Consider the following 3173-nt stretch of genomic DNA (forward strand, 5'->3'; position numbering starts at 1 on the left):
CAAGGCGTCCCACACACCGCCCCAAGCGCCGCGCTGCGACCTCCGGCCGGCGGGGTCGGCGGGGGTAACGGCCGACGCCGGCTGACCGGCGGTCGGCTGCGGCTCTCCGTACGCATCCGCTACAGCCCGGACGGCTCGCCCGCGCGGGCCAGCGTGGCGACCTGCGCACCCGGCAGCCGCGTCGTGGTGGGCGGGACGGCCTTCAGCTACCACGAGCCCTCGGCTGGCGCCGCCCCCGCAGGCGGGCTCCAGTGAGCGCGACCAGGCTCCTGGTCAACGTGGCCGCCACGCGTGTGGGCACCCGGGCCCTGGGCCCGGGGCTGCGCTCCGTCCTGTGGGTGCAGGGCTGCCCTTTCACCTGCCGTGGCTGCATGTCGCCGCAGTGGATACCGGACCGACGAGCACGACTGGTGGCCCCGAGTGAGCTGGCCTCGGAGCTGCTGCATGATTCGCGGGTGACGGGTCTGACCCTCTCCGGTGGCGAACCGATGGAGCAGGCGGACGCGCTCGCCGAGATGGTGGCCCACGCTCGGGCCGAGCGCGACCTCTCGGTGCTCTGCTTCACGGGCTACCGCCTGGAGCAGCTGCACGCGGACCCGCCCAACCCGGGTGTCGCCCGGCTGCTGGCCTGCGTGGACACCCTGGTCGACGGCCGGTATGTCGCCGCGCTGGACGACGGACGGGGGCTGCGCGGCAGCCGCAACCAACGGGTCCACCGGCTCAACCCCCGTGCAGAGGAGGCCAACGAGGATTTCGAGGAAAGTCCGCGCAGCGTCGAGATCGCCCTGGAGGGGCCGACCGCGCTGCTCGTCGGCGTGCCCCCGCCCGGGTTGCTGACGGCCTTCGACACCGCAGTGGACGCGGTCCGGGCCCGGCTGCGCGGCAACCCCGGTGCAGCCAATGGCGCACGAGAGAACCTCACGGAACGGACGGGCAACGATGAGCGGTAGGAAGCGCATCCAGGTGGACGAGTCCGCGTGGTACGGGCTGCTGCGCAGCGCCGAGCAGCTCAGGGAGGTCCGCCGTGACCTCCCCCGGCTCCTGGAGGACGTACGCCGGCAGGCCCAGGTCGATGTGGCGAACGGCTTCGCGGACGTGCGAAACCGGCAGCGGCGCAGTGAGGAGGGCATCCAACAGCTCAGCGAACAGACCCGTGCGCTGGAGGCCGAGACCAACCGGCGACTGCAGCAGCAGACCGCCGAGCTCCAGCGGAAACTGACCGAGGGAGTCGGGGAATTGCGGGCCGAGACACGGGAGGCCCTGGACGCCCAGCAGCGCGCCATGGCCTCCGAGCTCGCGGCCGAGCGCCGCGAACGGATCGCGCAGAGCGCGGGCTTGGCTCAGCAGCTCGACGAACTGACCCGTGACCGCACCCGTGCCGAGGAGTTGTCCCGCACCTGGCTTGCGGACGCGGACACGATCACCGCCCTGATCGCCGAGACCATGCCACACGAGAGGTACGCACCAGGGGAGTTGGCGGCCGTGCAGACCAGACTGGCCCAGGCCCGGGAGAATCACGCGCTCGGCCGCTACGAGGCGTCGCTGGCATTCTCCCAGGAGGGCTACCACGCTCTTGGCGAACTCCGGGTCCGGATCGAGCAGGAGGATCTGGCCCGCAGGTCATGGCAGGTGGCTGCGGTGCAGGCCGTGGTGCTGGTCGAGCGGCTGATCGAGGAGAACGCCGAGCGGCCGGTGCTCGGGCCCGACCGGCAGGAGATCCCCGGTGCAGTGCTCGATGTCGACTACTGGTCGGGCGGAGGGCTCGAGGAACTGCGCCGGGTCACTGGCCTGGTGCTGGACCGGGCCCGGGACGAGGCCACTTCCGCGCAGGAACTTCGGCGGATCGGCGAGGAGGAGGTGCCGATGCTGGAGGCCCGGTTGAGTGACGCCGTCCAGCGGGCCGCCCTGAGCCAGCTCGCCTCGCAGATCCGGGTCAACCTCGCCGACGAGGTGACGAACGTGCTGGCCGAGACCACCTTCTATTCTTTCGACGACGCCGAGTTCGTCGACGCGGACCAGCGTGGGGGCTTCTTCGCAAGACTGCGCCACGAGAACGGCAACGAGATCGTCATCGACATCGAGCGGGCCGAACCGGACTCCGGCGCCGTGGTGCTGCGCGTGCTCTCCTTCGACCAGGACACCGAGTCGGAGGTCGACCAGCGCAGCCGCGCCGAGGCGATCCGGTCCGTGCTCGCCGAGCGCGGACACCAGGTGCATGTCCCGGTGCCCGAACTCCCGCCCACACCGGCCCCGGCCCCGGCGCCGGACGTGGACCGGTACGACCCGGCGGCCCATCGAAGGCGCGGGGCCCAGCGCGGCGAGGCCCCCCGGTCGTGACCACGCCGGCACCGTGGCCGGACCGTCCTGGTCTGCGCGGCGGCAACGAGCAGCGCGGGGAGCGGTTCCGCGGGCTGCGGCTGAGCACTGACGAGCCGTTCACCGTGCTCTACGGTCAGGGCGTGGACGATATCTTCGTCGACCCCGACTACCAGGTGCGCGGACTTGAGGAGGTGCTGTGCCGGCTGCTGCGCGCCGAGGGCTACCAGCGGATCGTCTACTCCTCGCTGAGTCGGCCGCTCTACTTCCGCGACCCCCGATCCCGGCGGCTCAGCCGACCCGACGCGGCGGCCCAGGCCGCCGGCCCCGGCCCGCTGATGCGCAATCCGGCCCTGCGCGGCCCGCTGGGACGGCTGCGGCTCGGTGGCGACACCGGCACCCCGCCTTCCACCCGGGCCGCCGCCGGCCAGACCCCGCCCGCGCGCGCCGTGACGGACCCGTTCACGGTGATGACGCATCACGGATACCTGCGGGACCGCGCGGTGCGCAGTGCGGTGGTCTACACCCAGGCCGAAGAGATCCTGCGACACCACCAGGCGGCTCGCCAACTGGCCGGCGCCCTGGCCGAACAGGCCCGGGACCACCTCAGCGGCAACCGGTGGATCTTCGTCTTCCGGCAGGCGACCCTCAGCGAGGCCGAACGCCTGGTGGCGGCCCAGGGCACCTATCCGGCGCTCGCCGGCTTCCTGCGGGCCCAAATCGAGCATCCGGCGCTGGGCGGCGCCTTCCGCGTCGGCCTTCCCGAGGACGCGGAACTCGGGCGCCTGATCCAGAAGTTGCGCCTGCAGGAGGGGCTGCGGATCGGCAACTGGCAGGAACTCGAACCGGTACTGCGT

The 3173-nt window shown here is 72.4% G+C and carries 2 protein-coding genes and 2 pseudogenes; all 4 read left to right on the top strand.

Translation table 11 applies throughout. The features are described 5' to 3' along the window. Positions 1-255 (top strand): annotated as a pseudogene (locus tag ACFV6I_RS00785) (hypothetical protein); the annotation flags it as partial. 38 nt (positions 256-293) lie between these two features. Further along, a complete protein-coding gene (locus ACFV6I_RS00790) occupies positions 294-950 on the top strand; it encodes a 4Fe-4S single cluster domain-containing protein (RefSeq protein ID WP_380423174.1) in 657 nt (218 codons plus the stop codon). Continuing rightward, positions 940-2337 (top strand): hypothetical protein, encoded by a 1398-nt coding sequence (locus tag ACFV6I_RS00795; protein ID WP_380423154.1) that lies wholly within the window; start codon positions 940-942, stop codon positions 2335-2337. Before ACFV6I_RS00790 ends, ACFV6I_RS00795 begins: the two co-directional genes overlap by 11 nt. Next, positions 2334-3173 (top strand): annotated as a pseudogene (locus tag ACFV6I_RS00800) (ATPase); the annotation flags it as partial. The gene ACFV6I_RS00795 and the pseudogene ACFV6I_RS00800, both read left to right, overlap by 4 nt.

It is taken from the genome of Kitasatospora sp. NPDC059803 (assembly GCF_042732255.1).
In the GTDB taxonomy this organism is placed as follows: domain Bacteria; phylum Actinomycetota; class Actinomycetes; order Streptomycetales; family Streptomycetaceae; genus Kitasatospora.

Coding starts and splice junctions, on each gene's coding strand:
- ACFV6I_RS00795 (WP_380423154.1), top strand. CDS start 940: ATGAGCGGTAGGAAGCGCATCCAGGTGGACGAGTCCGCGTGGTACGGG.